The organism is Pseudomonas brassicae, from assembly GCF_010671725.1.
Taxonomy (GTDB): Bacteria; Pseudomonadota; Gammaproteobacteria; order Pseudomonadales; family Pseudomonadaceae; genus Aquipseudomonas; species Aquipseudomonas brassicae.
Window position 1 is genome coordinate 1 of the sequence record NZ_JAAHBU010000422.1, and the last position, 17723, is coordinate 17723.

General features: G+C 63.6%; 16 protein-coding genes and 4 pseudogenes. 10 read left to right on the forward strand and 10 right to left on the reverse strand.

Annotated elements, in window-relative coordinates; translation table 11 throughout:
• Positions 1-149: 149 nt before the first annotated feature.
• From G3436_RS23290 to G3436_RS23300, 3 genes and pseudogenes are all read right to left on the reverse strand, one after another.
• The gene (locus G3436_RS23290) at positions 150-809 is read right to left on the reverse strand and encodes a LysE family translocator (RefSeq protein WP_163949999.1); all 660 of its coding nucleotides are present in this window, start codon (positions 807-809) and stop codon (positions 150-152) included.
• Positions 810-889: 80 nt separating this feature from the next.
• Positions 890-1105, reverse strand: coding sequence for a toxin-antitoxin system HicB family antitoxin (locus G3436_RS23295; RefSeq protein ID WP_338001309.1), 216 nt, complete (start codon positions 1103-1105; stop codon positions 890-892).
• A 35-nt stretch (positions 1106-1140) separates the two neighbouring features.
• Positions 1141-2096: pseudogene (locus G3436_RS23300) on the reverse strand (threonine dehydratase).
• An 88-nt stretch (positions 2097-2184) separates the two neighbouring features.
• Between G3436_RS23300 and G3436_RS23305 the strand changes: the two are divergent.
• The 3 genes and pseudogenes from G3436_RS23305 (at position 2185) to ada (ending at position 5369) form a co-directional block, all read left to right on the forward strand.
• Positions 2185-3537, forward strand: a complete 1353-nt coding sequence (locus G3436_RS23305) for an aminotransferase-like domain-containing protein (protein WP_163950002.1) — start codon at positions 2185-2187, stop codon at positions 3535-3537.
• Positions 3538-3591: 54 nt separating this feature from the next.
• A pseudogene (locus G3436_RS23310) lies at positions 3592-4216 on the forward strand (DNA-3-methyladenine glycosylase family protein).
• Between the two features lie 95 nt (positions 4217-4311).
• Positions 4312-5369: pseudogene (gene ada, locus G3436_RS23315) on the forward strand (bifunctional DNA-binding transcriptional regulator/O6-methylguanine-DNA methyltransferase Ada).
• Positions 5370-5384: 15 nt separating this feature from the next.
• On the opposite strand, the gene G3436_RS23320 reads toward ada, so the two are convergent.
• Positions 5385-5642 carry a DUF2790 domain-containing protein gene (locus G3436_RS23320; protein WP_163950008.1) on the reverse strand — a complete coding sequence of 86 codons (258 nt, stop codon included), beginning with the start codon at positions 5640-5642 and terminating at the stop codon, positions 5385-5387.
• Positions 5643-5926: 284 nt separating this feature from the next.
• On the opposite strand from G3436_RS23320, the gene G3436_RS23325 reads away from it, so the two are divergent.
• The gene (locus G3436_RS23325) at positions 5927-6379 is read left to right on the forward strand and encodes a GNAT family N-acetyltransferase (RefSeq protein ID WP_163950010.1); all 453 of its coding nucleotides are present in this window, start codon (positions 5927-5929) and stop codon (positions 6377-6379) included.
• On the opposite strand, the gene def is transcribed toward G3436_RS23325, so the two are convergent.
• The 3 genes and pseudogenes from def to G3436_RS23340 form a co-directional block, all read right to left on the reverse strand.
• Complete coding sequence (gene def, locus G3436_RS23330; protein WP_163950013.1) at positions 6331-6870, reverse strand: peptide deformylase; 540 nt, start codon at positions 6868-6870, stop codon at positions 6331-6333. The genes G3436_RS23325 and def overlap by 49 nt on opposite strands.
• Positions 6860-7841 (reverse strand): annotated as a pseudogene (locus tag G3436_RS23335) (YihY/virulence factor BrkB family protein). Before G3436_RS23335 ends, def begins: the two are co-directional and overlap by 11 nt.
• A gap of 165 nt (positions 7842-8006) precedes the next feature.
• The gene (locus G3436_RS23340; protein ID WP_163950016.1) at positions 8007-8186 is read right to left on the reverse strand and encodes a CsbD family protein; all 180 of its coding nucleotides are present in this window, start codon (positions 8184-8186) and stop codon (positions 8007-8009) included.
• A gap of 244 nt (positions 8187-8430) precedes the next feature.
• Here G3436_RS23340 and G3436_RS23345 point away from each other — a divergent pair, with 244 nt between their 5' ends.
• Together G3436_RS23345 and G3436_RS23350 are read left to right on the forward strand one after the other, a co-directional pair.
• Positions 8431-9915, forward strand: coding sequence for a right-handed parallel beta-helix repeat-containing protein (locus G3436_RS23345; protein WP_163950020.1), 1485 nt, complete (start codon positions 8431-8433; stop codon positions 9913-9915).
• Positions 9916-10103: 188 nt separating this feature from the next.
• Positions 10104-10487, forward strand: a complete 384-nt coding sequence (locus tag G3436_RS23350) for a hypothetical protein (protein WP_163950024.1) — start codon at positions 10104-10106, stop codon at positions 10485-10487.
• Here G3436_RS23350 and G3436_RS23355 read toward each other — a convergent pair whose 3' ends face one another.
• Complete coding sequence (locus G3436_RS23355; protein ID WP_163950027.1) at positions 10488-11324, reverse strand: CvfB family protein; 837 nt, start codon at positions 11322-11324, stop codon at positions 10488-10490.
• A gap of 148 nt (positions 11325-11472) precedes the next feature.
• Here G3436_RS23355 and G3436_RS23360 point away from each other — a divergent pair, with 148 nt between their 5' ends.
• Complete coding sequence (locus G3436_RS23360; RefSeq protein ID WP_163950030.1) at positions 11473-12192, forward strand: TorF family putative porin; 720 nt, start codon at positions 11473-11475, stop codon at positions 12190-12192.
• A 65-nt stretch (positions 12193-12257) separates the two neighbouring features.
• On the forward strand, positions 12258-13124 hold the full coding sequence (locus tag G3436_RS23365) for a DUF6279 family lipoprotein (protein ID WP_163950032.1): 867 nt from the start codon (positions 12258-12260) through the stop codon (positions 13122-13124).
• 6 nt (positions 13125-13130) lie between these two features.
• Here G3436_RS23365 and aceK read toward each other — a convergent pair whose 3' ends face one another.
• Entirely contained in the window at positions 13131-14855 is a 1725-nt protein-coding gene (gene aceK / locus G3436_RS23370) for a bifunctional isocitrate dehydrogenase kinase/phosphatase (protein WP_163950035.1), read from the reverse strand.
• A 252-nt stretch (positions 14856-15107) separates the two neighbouring features.
• Between aceK and G3436_RS23375 the strand changes: the two genes are divergently transcribed.
• On the forward strand, positions 15108-16010 hold the full coding sequence (locus G3436_RS23375) for an EamA family transporter (protein ID WP_163950038.1): 903 nt from the start codon (positions 15108-15110) through the stop codon (positions 16008-16010).
• On the opposite strand, the gene G3436_RS23380 is transcribed toward G3436_RS23375, so the two are convergent.
• On the reverse strand, positions 15992-16894 hold the full coding sequence (locus G3436_RS23380; protein WP_163950040.1) for a DMT family transporter: 903 nt from the start codon (positions 16892-16894) through the stop codon (positions 15992-15994). The genes G3436_RS23375 and G3436_RS23380 overlap by 19 nt on opposite strands.
• A 515-nt stretch (positions 16895-17409) precedes the next feature.
• Between G3436_RS23380 and G3436_RS27995 the strand changes: the two genes are divergently transcribed.
• Positions 17410-17723 (forward strand): hypothetical protein (locus G3436_RS27995; RefSeq protein ID WP_243667275.1); only part of this gene is annotated, 314 nt, incomplete at its 3' end.

A 17723-nucleotide genomic window follows, 5' to 3' on the forward strand; every position in this document is an offset into this window, starting at 1 on the left:
AACCCGCCCGTCTCGCCTTTGGAACGTTTGGCCGTGCGTTTTTCCTTGGCGGATTTGGCGGGTTTCTTCTTGACCGATTTTTTCGCATCCAGACCTTTCATGACAGGCCCTCCGCTGAGCGCGACACCTGCTTGCCGGTGACTGACTGATTATAGACCGGCTGCCGGCGTTGGCCCGGCAAGGATGAACTCGCGGTAGCCGGACAGGATCACGTACACCGCGAAGTAGCAGAAGATCGCAGCCGAGGCCAGGTACGACCAGGTCAGCAGGCGGTCACCGAGCAGGCGCCCGCCGTGGCTGGCCAGGGTGCACAGGGAGGCGCACCAGAACAGCCCGGCCAGGAAGAAGCCACTCAGGAACAGGCCGGCTTCGATCAGGCTGCCGCCCCCGGAGCGCGAGATCAGCACACCGCCCACCGCGGCAAACCAGAGGATTGCACTGGGCGAGGACATGGCCAGGAAGATCCCGCGCAGAAACTCGCGCCAGGGCGATTCGCGTACCACCGGCACGTTGGTGTCCATGTGCCCCGTGCCGCGCCAGGCGGCCAGCAGCATCTTTAGCGCAAACCACACCAGCAGTGCCGAGCCACCGACCCACAGCACCCAGCGCACGCTGCTGAACTGCAGCAGCACGGTCATGCCCAGCAACGCTGCCACCGCATACACCAGGTCGCCGACACAGGTCCCCAGCCCCAGCCAGAAGCCCTGCCAGAAGCCGCGCTGCATGGCCAGGGTGATCATCGCGATGTTGGCCACGCCGATGTCCAGGCACAACGACAGGCTGAGGAGAAATCCGTTGGAAAAAGGCATGAACACTTGCTACCGGCTATGAAAGGCAGGCGCCATTAAAACCCGATCGGGGTGAGGTGTATTGGAAGAAATTGCCCTGGTCACGCCCGCGCGGCGCGTTCGAACAGTGCTTCGGCCCACTGATTCAGGCGTTTGCCAGCAGACTGCGCAGCGATGCTGGCAGCCGCATGAACCTCTGGCCGGATACGCAGCATCACTTTTCCTGATGCTGGTTTCTCGGGGGCAATGCCCTGCTCTGCACAATCGGCCAGGTAGTCTTGCAGTGCCAGGCGAAATGCTTCAAGCAGTGCACTCACAGAACTGGCGTGAAAACTGAGTCATTCAAGGCTTTTCAGCAACCGGCCAACACCTGCGCATAGCGTTCCCGATCGATATTGGCGCCACTGAGAATCACCGCCACCTTGCGCCCCTGTTGCCGCTCACGCTCCTGCATCAGTGCGGCCAGCCCCGCAGCACCGGCGCCTTCGGCGGTGTTGTGGGTGTCTTCGTGGAACATACGCATGGCGCTGGCGATTTCGGCATCACTGACCCGCACCACCCGCGCGCGCCCTGGCGGATGATCTCGAACGCTTCCGGCAGCGGCATGCGGCAGGCCATGCCGTCGGCAAAGGTGTTGGCTGTGGCGGTGGTGACGATGCGGCCCTGCTCGACACTCTGGGCAAAGGCGTCGGCCTCGGTAGACACCACGCCGACGATCTCGGTGTGCAGCCCCAGCAGGTCACGGGCCTGGATCAGGCCGCAGATGCCCGACCCCATGCCGATCGGCACGTACACGCAATCCAGTGCCGCCACTGCGTCGAACAGTTCAAGCGCGTAGGTGGCCACGCCGCGAATCAGGTCGGGGTGAAAGGGCGGTACGCTCTCATAACCCTGCACCTGCGCCAGGCGCGCCGCCTCGGCGCGGGCCAGGTCGAAATCGGCGCCGTGCTCCACCAGTTGCGCACCCAGTGCACGCATGGCGGCGTTCTTCTCCAGCGAGTTGCCCTCGGGCACCACGATGATGATCGGCACCCCGGCATTGCGCGCAGCCAGCGCCAGGCTCTGCCCATGGTTGCCACGGGTGGCGGTGACCAGGCCGCGCACCCCCGGCGAGCGCTCCAGCAATGCCTGCACATACAGCAGGCCGCCGCGTACCTTGAACGCCCCCGTGGGCGCATGGTTTTCGTGCTTGACCCATACCTCGCAACCCACCCGTTCGGCCAGGCGCGGCCAGGCGTATTGCGGGGTGGCGGGAATACTGGCGTGCACCAGGCGGGCAGCTTCACGCAGGGCAGGCAGATCGAACATGAATCACCTCAACGGCCAAGGGGTTTGACCTGATGCTAGCCGCGCCGCATTGTATGGGTGAAACCTTATATTGCATGGGCAACAATAAATGTGGACACCGACCCTCGCCGATAACAGTGCTCTGCCCCGCTACCTGGCGCTGGTGGACGCGATTGCGCGGGCAATCGAAAACGGCGAACTGAAAGTGGGCGAGCGCCTGCCCCCTCAACGACGCCTGGCCTGGAACCTGGGCCTGAACCCCAGCACCACCCAGCAGGCCTACCGGGAGGCGGCAGCCCGGCACCTGGTGGCAGGCGAAGTGGGCCGCGGCACCTATGTGCTGGCCGGCAGCAAGGAGGCGACACTGTTTCGCCTCAAGCACCCCGGCCCGCAGCCGGCACAGGTCGACCTGTCCACCAACGTGCCCGCGGCCGATGACACAAACCCGGACCTGGCCATCACATTGCGCCAGTTGCTGGAGCATGGCGCTCCCCCCTCGCTTGAGCGTTACCTGAGTGCCGAGCAGCTGTTGAGGGGCCGTGTGCACGGCGCCGCCTGGCTCGGCCGGCGCGGCCTGCAGTTGACTGCACAGCACGTGCTGCTGTGCGGCGGCGCGCAGCAGGGTGTGTTCAATGTGTTGCTGTCGCTGTGCCAGCCGGGGGACGGGGTGCTGGTCGAAGCGCTGACGGCGCCGGGCATCAAGGCGGCGTGTCGCCAGTTGCGCCTGCCCTTGCATGGGGTAGCGATGGACGACCAGGGCATTCTTCCCGATGACCTGGACCGGGTCGCGCGGGCCACGGGCGCACGCGTGGTGGTAGTGACCCCTACCCTGCAGAACCCCACCGGCGCCTGCATGGGCGCGGCACGGCAAGCGGCCATTGCGGCGGTGATCAAGCGCAACGCACTGACCCTGATCGAAGATGATGTCTACGGTGCACTCACCGATAGCCCTGCGCTGCTGAGCCAGGGCATCGAGTGCGGTGTACTGGTCAGCAGCCTGTCGAAAAGCGTGGCGGCCGGATTGCGCCTGGGGTGGATCGTCGGCACTGCGGCGTTGCTGGAACGCATCGACCCGCACGCCCAGGCCACGCACTGGCCGGTGTCGCCGCTGGATCTGGAGATCGCCTGTCGGTGGATCGATGACGGTACGGCTGCACGGCGGTTGGCCTGGCAACGTGACGAAGTGCTGCAGCGCTGGCGCATGGCAAAGCGCATGCTGGGTGCTGCGGTAGCGGGTGACACGCCCTCGCCGCACATCTGGGTCAACGGCGTGCAAGCCGCCACGTGCCGCGATGCCGGGGTGGCGGTAGTGCCCGCCGAGGTGTTCGCGGTCAAACAGGGTGATGTGCCGGCGGTGCGCATCAGCTTGTCGGCTGCGCGCAGCCGGGCTGAACTGAAGCTGGCATTGGAGCGGTTGGTCGCGCTGCCCCCTTCGCCGGCAAGGCCGGCGCCTACAGCGTGAGCCCCCGGCCCGTTTGCCTACACTGAACCTGACACCTCACCGACGGAAACTTGCATGAACCCGCTGTTCTATACCCAGGCCTGCGCCCACCTGCGCGCCCTCGACCCGCGCTGGGCCGAGCATATCGAGCGCACCGGCCCGTGCCTGCACCAGCCCCTGCCCACCCGCGACCCCTTACCAGGCCCTGGTGCGTGCGATTGCCTACCAGCAACTGCACGCCAAGGCCGCCGAGGCGATTCTGCGCCGCTTCCTGGCACTGTACCCCGACACCGACTTCCCCAGCCCCGAGCAACTGCTGGCCAGCACCCCGGAGCAACTGCGCGCCTGCGGCTTCTCAGCGCGCAAGCTGGCGACGATTCAGGCGATCGCCCAGGCGCGCCGGGACGGCCTGGTGCCCGACCATGAGCAGGCCCGCGCACTGGGCGAAGCCGAACTGATCAGGCGCCTCACGCAACTGCCGGGGGTCGGCCGCTGGACCGTGGAAATGCTGCTGATCTATACCCTGGAACACATGGATATCCTGCCCGCGGATGACTTTGGCGTGCGTGAAGGCTACCGTCGCCTGTTCGACCTGCCCGCGCAACCCACGCGCAAGCATATGCTGGAGCTGAGTGCGCCGTGGAGCCCGTACCGTACGGTAGCCGCCTGGTACCTGTGGCGCGTGCCGAGCACACGCTGAGGCGCGCTCGAATTCGACCGCAAGACCCGGAGTGCCAGCGCACCGCATGCTGCGTAAGCTGATGCCCATCGACCACCCGCCACGAGCGACCGCCCATGAGCCGCACACCCGTGATCAGCGCCACCGACCCACGCTGGCAAGCGCTGCTGGCCCGCGACCCGGCCGCCGACCCGTACTTCGTCTATGGTGTACGCACCACCGGTGTGTACTGCCGGCCCTCCAGCCCCTCGCGCTTGCCGCGCATCGAAAACGTCGAGTTCTTCGAAACCGCCGAACAGGCCGAAGCCGCCGGCTACCGACCCAGCCGCCGACGTGCCGCCGACCCACGTCAAGTGGCCGAGCAGCATACCGCCCAGGTTACGCGGGCCTGCCAATTGATCGAGCAGGCCGAGTTCGAGCCCAACCTCAAGCAGTTGGCGGCCCATGTCAGCATGAGCCCGTATCACTTCCACCGGGTGTTCAAGGCCGCCACCGGCCTCACCCCCAAGGCCTACGCCGGCGCACATCGGGCCCGCAAGGTGCGCAGCCAGCTCACCCGCGCCGGCTCGATTACCGATGCCGTCTACGAGGCGGGCTACACCTCCAACAGCCGCTTCTATGAAACCAGCACCGCGCTGCTGGGGATGACGCCAGGGGCGTATCGAGCTGGAGGCACCAACGCACGCATTCGCTTCGCCATTGCCCAGTGCTCGCTCGGGGCGATCCTGGTGGCGCAAAGCGAACGCGGGGTCTGTGCGATCCTGCTGGGCGACGACGCCGAGGTGCTGTTGCACGACCTGCAGGACAAATCCCCAAGGCCGAGCTGATCGGTGCCGATGCGGGGTTCGAGCAGTTGGTGGCAAGCGTGCTGGGGTTTATCGAGGCTCCGGCCCTGGGGCTCGACCTGCCGCTGGACCTGCGCGGCACCGCGTTCCAGGAGCGGGTGTGGCAGGCTCTACGCGCCATCCCAGCTGGCAGCACCGCCAGCTACGCCGACATCGCCCAGCGCATTGGCGCGCCCAAGGCGGTCAGGGCTGTCGCCCAGGCCTGTGCCGCCAACAGCCTTGCGGTGGCCATTCCCTGTCATCGGGTGGTACGCAGTGACGGCAACCTGTCGGGGTACCGCTGGGGGGTCGAACGCAAGAAGGCACTGCTGGAACGCGAGCAGAAATGACCCGGCGCCGCGTCCTCAGCCCTGGCTGCAACCATCGCCCATGGCGCGGTATTCAATGATGTGGCGCTGCCCCTGATGGTCTTCGTAGGTCATGGTAGCCGGGACCACTTCGCACACATTGGGCAGGGTCGACAGGCTGATGACCTTGGCAATGTCCAGGTTGGTCGAGTAATCGTACTGTTCCAGTACCGGCTGGGCAGCCGCAGTCTTTACATCATCAGCCAGTGTAAAAGAAGACACACCGACCAGAACAAGTGCAAGTAGGGTTTTCATGATAATGGGCCTGCAAGGCAATCAAACGCAGTGTTTGACTTCATCAGCCGAGGTGGCGCGGAGAAGTTGTCATATCAACGAGTGGACATAACACGAAGTACCGATCCCGTTACACTTCAAGTGACTGGGGATAACGCCAGTCTATAAGGTTGAAACAGCTGTTGAAGCGCCACGCCGGACATTCACTGTTACCGTGTCGGTAATAATGCGCCCCCCGAAATACACTCGACAGCCGCCTGCCCAGCCTGTAAAAGCCCGTGCCAGAGCCCCTGCCGGAACCCACCGTGAACGAAATACGCTACGCCCTGCTAAGCGCGCCCGAACGCCCCTTGTTGAACAAATTCTATCGCGGCGAAGGCTCGGCCATGCGCGCCAGCGCCAAGGGCGAAGCCTGGGTGGCCCGAGCGGGCGAAATTATCGCGGCGTTGAACCTGAGCCCGGTCAGCGACGGGTTCTGGTTGACCGGATTGCTGGTCGCCCCCAGCTGGCGTGGCCGCCAGGTCGCACGCCAGCTGATCGACCAGGCCACCTGCGCCAAGGCAGGCACGGTCTGGCTGTTCTGCCATCCGCAGCTGCTGGCGTTCTATCAACCCCTGGGGTTCGAGTTGGCGCTTGGCATGCCGTTGCTGCTCAACGAACGGCTGGCGCGCTACCAGCGCAGCAAGCCGTTGATTGCCCTGGCACGGTGTCAGTCGTCGCTGGCCGGGTCCAGCCCGGGGAACAGCACCTCGGTGTAACCGAACTTGCTGAAGTCGTGAATACGCGAGGGGTACAGGCGGCCGATCAGGTGATCGCACTCATGCTGCACCACCCGCGCGTGGAAGCCCTCGGCGTCACGTTCGATCGGACGCCCGTGCGGGTCGAGCCCGCTGTAGCGGATATGCCGGTAACGGCTGACCACACCGCGCAGGCCGGGCACCGACAGGCAACCTTCCCAGCCCTCCTCCAGCTCGGTGCCCAGCGGTGTGATGATCGGGTTGAGCAGGATGGTCTGCGGCACTGGCTCGGCGTCCGGGTAGCGCTCGCTGCGCTCGAAGCCGAAGATCACCAGTTGCAGGTCGACACCGATCTGCGGCGCAGCCAGGCCAACCCCGCCCACATGCGCCATGGTCTCGAACATGTCGGCGATCAGTTGCTCGAGCTCTGCGCTACCGAACAGGTGGGCCGGTACCGGCGGGGCAAAGCGCAACAGGCGCTCGTCGCCCATCTTGAGGATGTCACGAATCATGCGGGGCTCGACTCAGGGGTTCAGGTTCGGCATCAGGCTTGAGGGAGTGGTCGCGCCCCAGCCCGGACACATGCCTTTTATCATGTTCCTGCGTCTCGGTATCAGGCATTTGCTTTTCACCTGGGTCCTTGCCTTCGGCCGACATGTGCTCGATCACCGCATTCATTTCCGCCCCCAGCAACAGCACGGCGGCAGAGATATAGAAGTACAGCAACAGCACGATGATGGCCCCGATGCTGCCGTACATCGCGTTGTAGTCGGCAAAGGTCTTCACATAGTAGCCAAACCCCAGCGACGCGATGATCCACACCACCACCGCCAGTACCGAGCCCGGGGTGATGAAGCGAAACTCCTGCTCCACGTCGGGCATCACGTAATAGATAAGTGCCACGGCCACCATCATCAGCACGATGATGGCCGGCCAGCGCAGGATGGTCCACAGCGTGACGATGAACTCCTGCATGCCGATCTGCGAGGCGATCCACTCCATTACCTGCGGCCCCAGCACCATCAGCGCGGCGGCGGCCAGCAGCATGCCGGCAATGCCGACGGTGTAGATCACCGACAACGGGATACGCTTCCACACCGCGCCCTTCGACCACGTCGTAGGCCGCGTTCATGGCGCTCATCATCAGGCGCACACCGGCCGAGGCGGTCCACAGCGCGATCACGATACCCACCGAGAGCAGCCCGCCCTTGGACTGCTGCAACTGGTCGATCACCGGATTGACCTGCTCCAGCGCCTGTGGCGGCAGCACCAGTTCCGACTGCAGGCGCAGCCAGGAGAAAAAATCCGGCAGGTGCAGAAAACCGATCAGGGCAATCAGAAACAGCAGAAACGGGAACAGCGAAAACAGCATCTGGTACGCCAGCGCCGACGCATAGGTGGACATCTCGTCATCGAGAAATTCGCTCACGGTGCGCACCAGCACACGGTGCAGTGGCAAGCCGCGCAAGTCGGGGAATATCATAGCGTCTCCTTTCGCCGCTCGACTGTCATGGGCAGTCGTCCAGAGCTGAGGGTGTTTTTACCTCACGGTAGTCTAATAGACCCTGAACGCGAGGTTGCGACTGATTATTGCAGATAGCAAAACGGCCACCCGAAGATGGCCGCTGTCGGCTACCGGCAGTGCCGGTCAAGGCTTCTTCACGGCATCCTTGACCTTGCCGGCCACTTGCTGGGCTTCGCCCTTGAGCTCCTGCGCCTTGCCTTCTGCGCGCAGCTTGTCGTTATCGGTCACTTTGCCAACGCCTTGCTTGATATTACCGACCGCTTCGTTGGCCAAGCCTTTCACTTTGTCTTTGGTGCCACTCATGGGATTTCTCCTGAAGGGGGAATGATTAGCTGTCAGTGTCGACAGTCAATGGACACGCCCGCTTCTGCGAGAGTTTCAATTATTTTTCGAGGTATTTTTGGCTCAGACGGGTAAACAGCGGGCGAATATCGCCCCCATTCGTGCCAGGGCAGCGCCGGCGCCAGGCCGCTTTCCTTAGAATCGGGCGCCAGCGACCTGCTCTTCAGGCGCCATAAAAACAACAGACCTTGCGGTAGCCTTAGCCATGCGTACATCTTCCTTGATTGCAGCCCTGCTGCTGTCCGTACCCACCCTGCCCCTGCACGCGGCCCTTGCCGAACAGCCCCCGGCACTGACCACGCTGGTCGTCGATCGCTATGCCGACGACAGCCAGGCCGGCAGCCTGCGCTGGGCCATCGAACGCAACAACCAGTCGCCGGGCCAATACCGGATCGAAATCCGCCCGGTGGGCCAGCCACCCTACGTGATCAAGCCCGCTTCGGCCCTGCCGGCGATCCTCGGCCCGGTAAGCATCGAAGGCAGCGCCTGGAAACACAGCGGCGAGTACATCGCCATCGACGGCTCGGGCTATATCCTCGGCGACGGCACCCAGGCCTGCCCGGGTGCGCTGCCCGGCCAGTTCGGCACCAACGTGCGCACCACCACCGGCCCGGGGCTGGTACTGCGTGACACACAGGGCGTGCAGATTTCCGGCCTCGAGGTGCGCAACTTCTGCATCGGCATCCTGATCAACCGTGCCAGCCACAACGTCATCCAGGACAACCGCATCACGGCCAACAAGGGCGGCGCCGGCATCATGCTCACCGGCGACGATGGCCAGGGCAATTCCACGGCCACCACCACGGTCAACAACAAGGTGCTGCGCAACCAACTGGTGGACAACGGCGATGGCCTGGAGCTGACCCGCGGGGCGGCCTTCAACCTGGTGGCCGACAACCTGTTCCGCTCCACCCAGGCCAATGCCGAGCCGTCCCAGGGCATCGAGATCCTGTGGGGCAACGATAACAGCGTGGTGCGCAACCGCTTCGAGGATTACTCCGACGGCCTGCAGATCAACTGGGGCCAGCGCAACTACCTGGGTGCCAACACCTTTACCGGCAACTCCATCGGCGTGAGCGTCAGCGGCGAAGGCAATATCCTCGACGGCAACCTGATCCACGGCAATCGTATCGGCGTCGCGTTGCGCCCTGAGCCGACTTCCACCAGCAACCGCCTCAGCGCCAACCGGATCTGGCACAACAGCCAGGATATCCGCCGCTGCCAGGCCGGCGGCTCGTGCGTGCGCGAGCAGCGCACGGGGGCAATCGTGTTCGGCGTGCCGGCACTGGAACATGCGGTGTATGTAGGGTCACGCGGGATTGGTGTGGACCCGTCGGCGAACAACCGTGCGATCATCTGTGCTGAAAAAGCCCCGACTCAAGGCTGCCAGCCATTGCCCAACCATAACCAGGCAGCACCTGTGCTGATGGCGTTGAAGGGCGAGCGTCTGCTCGGTCAGGTAAAGGGGGAGCCACGCAGCCGGCTGCGGGTGGAGGTGTTCGGCAATGCGCAGGCAAGCGCAAGCGAGGCCGAGCAGTACCTTGGCGAGGTTCAGGTGGCGACGGATGACAAGGGTCAAGGGCAATTCGAGTATGCCGTGACGCAGAGCGATGGCTTGCATGCCTTCACGGCGACCGTCACCCGCAGCGACGGTGCGACCTCCGAGCTGAGCAAGCCATTGGTGCGCTGATACAGCGTGAGCGCTGTGCGCGCCTTCGCTGGCACGCCAGCTCCCACAGGGCTTTGACCCACCGCAAGGGCGGCGCGCTACCTGTGGGGCTGGTTTGTCAGCAAAGGGCCCTGACAGGCCCTGCTTTAGTTTTCAGCGCAATCCCAGCACAATGGTCGACCTTTCAAGCGTCACCCGTAGGAACCTGCATGAAACTCGACAAACCCACCGCCATCGCCCGTCGCAATCAGGCGCTGGAACGCCCGGTGCTCAACAGCGACAACACCCTGTTCGCCGTGCTCGATACCAAGCGCAGCCTGTGGTGGTTCGATGTGCCGGTAAAGCTGGTGCTGCCCAAGCGCGTGGCCGACTGGGTCAACCTGCTGATCTACACCCCCGAAACCGACCAGTTGCAGCACCTCAAGGTGCCGGTCAACTTCCTGCGTGCCCACCTTGAGAAAATGGAAGTGCGCAAGCCAGGCAAGCGCCGCTCGACCATCAGCCTGGCGCTGAGCGCCGATCGCGACTCGATGCTGCAGGACCTGCGTCCAGGCGGCGACAACCTGAGTTTTGCCGCCTTCGTGCAGGTCTGATCAGGCCAGTTCGATCCGGTCGGCGTGGATCACGATGCGGCCGTCCTTGTACAGGGCGCCGATGGCTTTCTTGAAGTTGCCCTTGCTCACCCCGAACAGGTCGCTGATGACCTGCGGGTCGCTCTTGTCGCTGACCGGCAGCACGCCGTTGGCGGCCTTGAGCTTGTCGAGGATCTTGTCATTGAGGGTGCTGGCCAGGGCCTGGCCGATCGGCTGCAGGCTCAGGGCAATCTTGCCGTCGCTGCGCAGCTCCTTGATGTAGCCCTTCTCCTGCTTGCCCGAACGCAGGAACTTGAACACTTCGTTCTTGTGGATCAGGCCCCAGTGCTTGTTGTTGATGATGGCCTTGAAGCCCATGGGGGTTTCTTCGGCCACCAGCAGGTCGACTTCCTGGCCCACGCTGTAGTTGGCCGGCAGCTTGTCCAGGTAACGGTCCAGGCGCGCAGTTGCGGTGATGCGACGGGTGCGCTTGTCGAGGTAGGCATGCACCACGCAGTACTCGCCCGCCTTCATCTGGCGCTTCTCTTCGGAGTACGGCATCAGCAGGTCCTTGGGCAGGCCCCAGTCGAGGAAGATGCCGATGCTGTTGATTTCCACCACCTTGAGGCTGGCGAACTCGCCCACCTGCAATTTGGTTTTTTCCGTGGTGGCGATCAGCTTGTCTTCGCTGTCGAGGTAGATGAAGACGTTCAGCCAGTCCTCGACCTCGGTGGGCGTGTCCTTGGGGATGTACCGGTTAGGCAGCAGAATTTCGCCGTCTGCCCCGCCGTCCAGGTACAGACCGAAGTCCGTGTGCTTGACCACTTGTAAAGTGTTGTAACGCCCAACTAAAGCCATTTGCGGAAATCCTCGTTGCGAGGCTGGCATTCTACACGCTAGCGCTGCAAACCGGCCTATCACGCGCAAAACCGATGAACGGTCGCCCCGCAAACGCCTGGGCCGTTATGCTCTGACAGCTCTGGATCAAGCCTCTTGGGGGCAATGCATGCCCAAATATGCCTGGTTGCTGGTTGCTGTTGTGGGGTGGCAGTTGCCGGTACACGCTCAATTGCTCAAGCGCGAGCTGGGCGATTTCGACCTGAGCCTGGGTTCCACACCCTCGCGCAGTATGGCCCAGGGCCTGGTCAAGCCTGCCACCTCGGGCACCTTTCACGGTGGCCTGGACCTGGCCCACGACAGCGGCTGGTACCTGGGCCAGTGGGCGCCGAGCATGGGCCTGAGCAATGCCGGCAACCTGCAGCTCGACTCCTATGTCGGCTACAAGCAACCCTACCAACATACCCTGGGGTACGAAGTGGGCGTGATCCACTACAGCTACCCCAACCTCAGCGACGCCGACAGCCAGGCGCTGTATGCCGGCTTGAACCTGCAGGGCAACCGTTTCGGCGTGGCCCTGGGCACAGACCGCAACCGGCGTACCAGTACCCTGTTCAGCGAGCTGGGCCAGTTCAGGCCACTGGACCTCGGGGTCAGCCTCAAGCTCACCCATTACGCCCTCAACACCCCGTTCACCCTTGGCGAGCACGACAGCGTGCAGGCCTTCAGTGACTGGTCGCTGACCTTCTCGCGGCCGTGGCTGGGTATCGACCTGGACCTGATCTACAGCGACTCGAGCCTGACCGACAGCGGCTGCCAGGCCTGGGCCGGTCAGGACCCGCACTGCAGCGGCATGCTCACCTTCAAGGCCGAGCGCGCACTGTTCTGATTGGCGGGAACCGCCAGGGCGTGCATTGTTCTATAACCACAAGGACACCCTGCAAGGACTCGCTCATGTCAGCCCGGCTGCGCCACTTCGCCTACCTGTCACTGCTGATACTGCTATGCGGCGCGGGCATTGCCTGCAGCCGTATCGACCTGGCCTACCGCAACCTCGACGTGCTGGTGCCCTGGTCGCTCAGCGATTACCTGGACATGAACCGCCAGCAGAAAACCTGGCTGGATGAGCGCCTCAAGGAGCACCTGGCCTGGCACTGCCGCACCCAGTTGCCCGGTTACCTGACGTGGCTGGACGGCGTTCAGCAGATGGTCGCCAGCAATGAGGTGACCGATCAGCAGTTGCAGGCGCGCACCCAACAAGCCAAGCAGGCCATTGCCCAGGTGGCCGATCAGATCACGCCTTCGGCGGCGCAACTGCTGCGCGGGCTGGATGACGATCAGGTGAGTGAAATGCGCCAGGCCTTTGCCGACGATATTCGCGAGCGCCAGGCCAAGTACGTGAAGACGCCGCTGGCGCGACAGATAGAACAGCGTCAGCAGCGCATGGAAAAGCGTCTGACCCCATGGCTGGGCGAACTCAACGCGCAACAGCGGCTGCGGGTGGCGCAGTGGTCGCAGGCGCTGGGGGAACAGAATCGTCAGTGGATTGCCAACCGGGCGCACTGGCAGGCGCAGTTCAGTGCAGCCATGGACCAGCGGCGCAGCGAGGGGTTCGAGCCGCGGCTGGAACAGTTGCTCAAACACCGCGAACAACTGTGGACCCCCGAATACCGCATGGCCTACCAGCGTACCGAGCAGGAGGCACGCCGCTTGCTGGTGGACCTGATGGCGCAGAGCACCGAGCAACAACGCCAGCATCTGCAGGGCAAGCTGGCCAAGGTGCGGCAGGATTTCAGCCAGCTCAAGTGCCTGAAATCCTGACGAGCTTCAGCTATCCCTTGCCTTGCGCCGATATGGAAACACATCGATCACCTTCCCCGCCAGAATCGCTGCCTGCAGACTTTTCCAGTAATCGGCGTCATACAACTCGCCATGCAACTGGCTGAACAGGCGCCGCTGCCCCCTGTCGGCAAACAGAAACGGCGGAAATTCCTCGGGGAACACATCCAGCGGCCCGATCGAGTACCACGGCTCGCTGGCCATCTCGTCCTCGGGAAACCGCGGCGGCGGGATATAGCGAAAGTTCGCCTCGGTCAGGAAGCAGATCTCGTCGTAGTCGTAGAACACCACCCGCCCGTGCCGGGTCACGCCGAAGTTCTTCAGCAACATGTCGCCTGGAAAGATATTCGCCGCCGCCAACTGCTTGATCGCCAGCCCGTAGTCCTCCAGCGCCTCGCGCACCTGGGCATCGTTGGCGTTTTCCAGGTACAGGTTGAGCGGGGTCATGCGCCGCTCCGTCCAGCAGTGGCGGATCAGTACCGTGTCGCCCTCCAGCACCACGGTCGAGGGCGCCACCTCCAGCAGCTCGGCCAGGCACTCGGGTTCGAACTTGCTCAGCGGGAAGCGAAAGTCGGCGAACGTCCTGGGTATCGGCCACTGCGCCCCACCCGGTTCGACACTTTTCACCAGGCGGTACTTCTCGATCACCGTGGCACGGTCGACGCTCTTGGACGGCGAGAAACGGTCCTTGATGATCTTGAACACGGTGTTGAAGCCCGGCAGGGTGAACACGCTCATGACCATGCCGCGCACGCCGGGGGCCATGATGAAGCGGTCATCGGTGCTGGCCAGGTGATTGATCAGCGCGCGGTAGAACTCCGACTTGCCGTGCTTGTAGAAACCGATCGAGGTGTACAGCTCGGCAATGTGCTTGCCCGGCAGGATGCGCTTGAGAAAGCCGACGAACTCGGCCGGTACCGGCACGTCGACCATGAAGTACGAGCGGGTGAAGGAAAAGATGATCGACACATCGGCTTCATCGGTAATCAGCGCGTCGATCTCGATGCCGTGGCTTTCGCGGTGCAGCAGCGGGATCACCAGCGGCCACTGTTCGTCCTGGGTGAACAGCCGGCCCACCAGATAGGCGCCCTTGTTGCGGTAGAGCACCGAACAGAACAGCTCCACCTGCAGGTGCGGGTCCTTGCACACCCAGTCGGGCAGGTTTTCGCGCAGTTGCGCCTGCAGCCGCGCCAGGTCGCCGGGCAGGTCGCCAAAGGGCGCCTGGAACGCGTAGTCGGCAAAGATCTGCGCGAGCATCGATGCCAGCCCGCCGTCGGGCCGGTAGGTGCGGGTCTGCGCCGCCCGCTCGTGGCTGCGCAGGGCGGGGCGGGTGGTGTGGATGAACATGCAGCCGTCGCTGATCAGGTCATGGCTGAACAGGCTGCAGAAGATCGAGTTGTACCAGGTCTCGGACAGCTCATCGTCCAGACGCGGATCGATCAGGCCGATGTAGGCGCTCTTGACCAGCGGCCAGAAGGCCACGTCCAGCAGCACCTCGGGCTCGAAGCCTGAACGCAGCCAGCCGCTGACTTCGCTGACCTTTTCCTCGTAGAGGTTGATACGTGCCGCAGAGGCCGTCTGGATCTGCTGCCATTGCGCCTGCTCGAAGCGCTGGCGGGCGCCGTCGGTGATCTGGCGAAAGTGCTCGCGGTAATTGTCGAAGCCGTCGAGGATGCTGCGGGCGATGGCGGCGGCCGGCCATTGTTGGGGCATGGGTAAGACCTCTGCGGGAATTTCAAAGCCTGAGCTTAGCCAGTCGCCGGAGGCAGCGATAGCCGGTGCTGGCCCCTTCGCCGGCAAGCCGGCTCCCACAGGTACCGCGCCGCTCTCACGCCAACGGTGTATCGGTGGGAGCTGGCTTGCCAGCGAAGGGGCCGTACAAGAATTCACATCGCAAGAAAGCGGGCGAGCCCCGCCCTGCTTTTACCGTAAACTCGCGCCCTGCCCCCGTCCCCGGAGAACCCCGTGAGCCCCATCGCCATCACCCGCCTGTTGATTCTCGCTGCCGTGTGGGGGGCCAGTTTTCTGTTCATGCGCATCATCGCGCCGGTGCTGGGCCCCTTGCCCACCGCCTTCTTCAGGGTGTCGATCGCCTGCGCCGGGCTGCTGGTGATCCTCGCCCTCTTGCGCGTGCGCTGGGATTTCCAGGGCAAACTCAAGGCCTGCCTGGTGCTGGGCATGATCAACTCGGGCATCCCTGCCACGCTCTACTCGGTGGCAGCCCAGGTACTGCCTGCCGGCTACTCGGCCATCTTCAACGCCACCACCCCGCTGATGGGCGTGCTGATCGGCGCGCTGTTCTTCCGCGAAGCCATGACCCTGCCCAAGCTGGGCGGTATCTTCCTCGGCCTGTTTGGCGTCGGCATCCTCAGCGGCGCCGGGCCGGTGGCATTCGACGCCAGGCTGATGCAGGGCGCCCTGTCGTGCCTGGCGGCGACCACCTGCTACGGTTTCTCGGGGTACCTGGCGCGGCGCTGGCTCGACCAGCAGGGCGGCCTCGACAGCCGCCTGTCGGCGCTGGGCAGCATGATGGGCGCTACCCTGCTGTTGCTGCCGCTGTTCGGCTTCAGCGTGCTCACCCAGCCACCGGCCAGCTGGGGTGGCTGGTCGGTGTGGCTGTCGCTGCTGGGCCTGGGCCTGGTGTGCACCGCCTTCGCCTACATCCTGTATTTCCGCCTGATCAGCGAAATCGGCCCGGTCAAGTCCTCGACCGTGACCTTCATGATCCCGGCCTTCGGCGTGCTGTGGGGCGCCTGGCTGCTGGACGAGCCGTTGTCGCTGGCGCACCTGTATGGCGGGCTGCTGATTGCGCTGGCGTTGTGGCTGGTGCTCAAGCCAGCCAAACGCGTTCAACTGGCCAGCGACTGATCCACCGGCTCGACCGTTTTGCCGGCGGGCTTGCGGAACACGAACAGCAAGCCCACCACGATCAGGCCCATGCCCAGCAAGCTCAACGCCGCCAGGCGATTGCCGAAGATCAGGTAGTCCATCACTGCCGTCACCGCCGGCACCAGGTAGAACAGGCTGGTGACATTGACCAGATTGCCCCTGGCAATCAGCCGGTACAACAGCAGCGTTGCCAGCAGCGACACCACCAGGCCCATCCACAACGCCGACAACATGAAGGTGGCATTGAGGTTGATCGCCAGCGGCTGGAACGGTGCAAACACCGCACACATCAATAGCCCGGCCAGGTACTGCAGCGGCAAGGTGCCCAGCGGATTGTGGCTAATGCGCTTCTGCATGATCGCGCCGAAGGTCATGCTCGCCAGCGCCAGCAGCGCAAACAGCATGCCTGCCAGCGAGATGCCGCCCAGGCCGATGCCCTGGTACACCACCATCACCAGCCCGACCAGCCCCAGGCCCAAGCCGAACAAGCGGCTGAACGAGCGCTTGCGCTCCATCAGCACCACCGTGAGGATCGGCTGCACGCCCATCACCGTGGCCATGATGCCAGGGGTCACCTTCAGGTCCAGCGCCAGCAGGTAGAAGATCTGGTAGGCGCCGAGCAGCACGCAACCGGTGGCGATCGCCTGCAACAGCGGCCCACGCCCACGTGGCCAGTGCAGCTTGAGCAACGGGCCGAGCAGCACCAGGCCGGCGAAGGCAATCGCAAAGCGCATCAGCAGGAACGCAAAGGGCGTGGCCTGGGCCAGGCCAAGCTTGGAGACGATCGCGCCGCTGCTCCAGAGCAGCACGAACAGGCTGGTGGTGGCCGCCGAGGCCACGGTTTGTTTCGAGATAACTACCATGAAATGCCACCTGTATTCGGGCAAGTAAGCCGAACGGTCGGGCTGCACGGTGCAGCCGGCCGTGTTCAGTAGTGTTCAGGTGTGGTGGGGGCGCAGCCAGTGGCCGCTCAGCCCAGCACTACAACCACGCCTGGCGGTGCGACAACGCACGCGACGAGGCTACTGACAGGTGGTGGGTAGTGGCTGATCATGGCCGGCTGCTGGGACCCACACACGACGACTACCGCGACGGGCGCGGTGGCGGATACGGTGGAGGGGCAGGAAGCTGGCATGGGCAGGTCTTCGGTGAGATGAACTGTGGATGAATATAGACACCTCGGATAAGCGTCGCAAGAACCAATACGACCTCAGCAGAAGCAACAACGACACACACGCATGGTAACAATTCTCAATTTCAATTTATTGAACCCTGAAACGCTCCAGGACGTATCGGCACAGGTAATATCGTCATATCGAGATTCCCCCCTTAACCTCTAGCGCGAGGCCTGAACCGTGGTGCTAACGCCAGTCTATGCATGCGGCATCGTGCAAAACGAGTTGCTGCCTCAGGGTGCACGCCTTCGCACATGATGAAAAACTTCATTTTATCCTCGTCAGTGAACCTCAAGTTTGACGAACAAGAACCAGACCTGCACAACTGTTACCGTGTTCAAACGATCGCACACTGCAGTCAGACCAGAACGTTCAAGATCATCTTTTCACAAACGTATCCACCGAACGCACCCACCACGCTGATCACACTCGAATTCAGCAACACTACGACCCTGAGCGTGTCCAAAAACATATTCAACCTGAAAGAGCCCTACCTGGCGGAGATGGGCTATAAAAA

Coding starts and splice junctions, on each gene's coding strand:
- G3436_RS23290 (WP_163949999.1), bottom strand. CDS start 809: ATGCCTTTTTCCAACGGATTTCTCCTCAGCCTGTCGTTGTGCCTGGAC.
- G3436_RS23305 (WP_163950002.1), top strand. CDS start 2,185: ATGTGGACACCGACCCTCGCCGATAACAGTGCTCTGCCCCGCTACCTG.
- G3436_RS23320 (WP_163950008.1), bottom strand. CDS start 5,642: ATGAAAACCCTACTTGCACTTGTTCTGGTCGGTGTGTCTTCTTTTACA.
- def (WP_163950013.1), bottom strand. CDS start 6,870: ATGATTCGTGACATCCTCAAGATGGGCGACGAGCGCCTGTTGCGCTTT.
- G3436_RS23340 (WP_163950016.1), bottom strand. CDS start 8,186: ATGAGTGGCACCAAAGACAAAGTGAAAGGCTTGGCCAACGAAGCGGTC.
- G3436_RS23345 (WP_163950020.1), top strand. CDS start 8,431: ATGCGTACATCTTCCTTGATTGCAGCCCTGCTGCTGTCCGTACCCACC.
- G3436_RS23350 (WP_163950024.1), top strand. CDS start 10,104: ATGAAACTCGACAAACCCACCGCCATCGCCCGTCGCAATCAGGCGCTG.
- G3436_RS23355 (WP_163950027.1), bottom strand. CDS start 11,324: ATGGCTTTAGTTGGGCGTTACAACACTTTACAAGTGGTCAAGCACACG.
- G3436_RS23360 (WP_163950030.1), top strand. CDS start 11,473: ATGCCCAAATATGCCTGGTTGCTGGTTGCTGTTGTGGGGTGGCAGTTG.
- G3436_RS23365 (WP_163950032.1), top strand. CDS start 12,258: ATGTCAGCCCGGCTGCGCCACTTCGCCTACCTGTCACTGCTGATACTG.
- aceK (WP_163950035.1), bottom strand. CDS start 14,855: ATGCCCCAACAATGGCCGGCCGCCGCCATCGCCCGCAGCATCCTCGAC.
- G3436_RS23380 (WP_163950040.1), bottom strand. CDS start 16,894: ATGGTAGTTATCTCGAAACAAACCGTGGCCTCGGCGGCCACCACCAGC.